The sequence below is a fragment of the Vibrio sp. D173a genome (assembly GCF_030248475.1).
Window position 1 is genome coordinate 1 of record NZ_JAHGAH010000799.1, and the last position, 1,015, is coordinate 1,015.

Genomic DNA, 1,015 nt, shown 5'->3' on the forward strand with positions numbered 1-1,015 from the left:
TACGCAAGACCAGACTTTTTTACCTACCCCCGCGTTTGCCCGAAAATGCTTATCTTTTTATCCAATAAAATACTCGGGCTTTTACCATTTTGATGAAGATAATAGCAGCCTGAATTTTATCATTGGGCAAGATAACCCAAGCTTGAGTTCAGGTGATTATCTAATTATCAACCCAAGTAGCTTTGATGATTTAGCTGACGATTCAGGGAAAAGAATTGATGTGTCGTGTGCAACTCAAAGCACTAACTCTTTCAGTGTAACGGCTTTAAACCTCGTGAGTGAGTCGATTGCCAAGCGTCATTACGTTTATGAAAACAATAACCATGTAAGTTATTGTTTAGTGAATAACACCATTGAAAATCAAGGCGTGGTGGAGCGCAATGGTGTGAGAGTGGCAGATAGTATCAATTATGCTGAGAGTAGCTTTCGTTACGAAGAACCTAGTCTCCAGCGAGGTGGAGTGATTCATATTGATCTTGTACTTGAGCAGAATAGTGAAATTAGTGTTTATCAACAAGATGTGCAGGTATTGAATGCGCCATAGAAAATCGAACCAGCAAGGCAGTGTTTTAGTTATCGCCGTATTTGTGATTGCGGTGATGGGGTTTCTTGCAACATCACTTGTCCAAGTTCAATGGAGCAACCACGATACTTTGACTCGCAAGCAGCTCGGCACACAAGCGTGGTTGTTGGCACATTCCGCTAATGAGTGGGCATTGACTCAGGTGTATCCACTCACTGTTTCACCTGCTGTATCGTCAAGTGTAAGAACGATTTGTACTAACTTAAATGCCAATCAAGTTAGCCATGGTATGTCGACGATCTGCAATGTGGATTCACTTACCTGTGATGAGATTGGGGTACTAGATGGCGTCGGATTTTTCAAAATTGAATCAACAACAACCTGTGGCTCTGGTGTTAATCAAGTGCAGCGTATTCAAGAAGTTTGGGTGAGGGAGTAGTTCGGTGATGAAGCAGTTATTACTATCTTTGATGTTAGTGTCCTTCGCCCAGA

The 1,015-nt window shown here is 42.0% G+C and carries 2 protein-coding genes; both read left to right on the plus strand.

The features are described 5' to 3' along the window. On the plus strand, nucleotides 1-544 hold a 544-nt coding region (locus tag KIV40_RS29390), incomplete at its 5' end, for a type IV prepilin, MshO (RefSeq protein ID WP_285352771.1). After that, nucleotides 534-962: an MSHA biogenesis protein MshP gene (locus KIV40_RS29395; protein ID WP_285352773.1), complete on the plus strand. Its 429-nt coding sequence runs from the start codon at nucleotides 534-536 to the stop codon at nucleotides 960-962. The genes KIV40_RS29390 and KIV40_RS29395, both read left to right, overlap by 11 nt. Nucleotides 963-1,015: the final 53 nt, after the last annotated feature.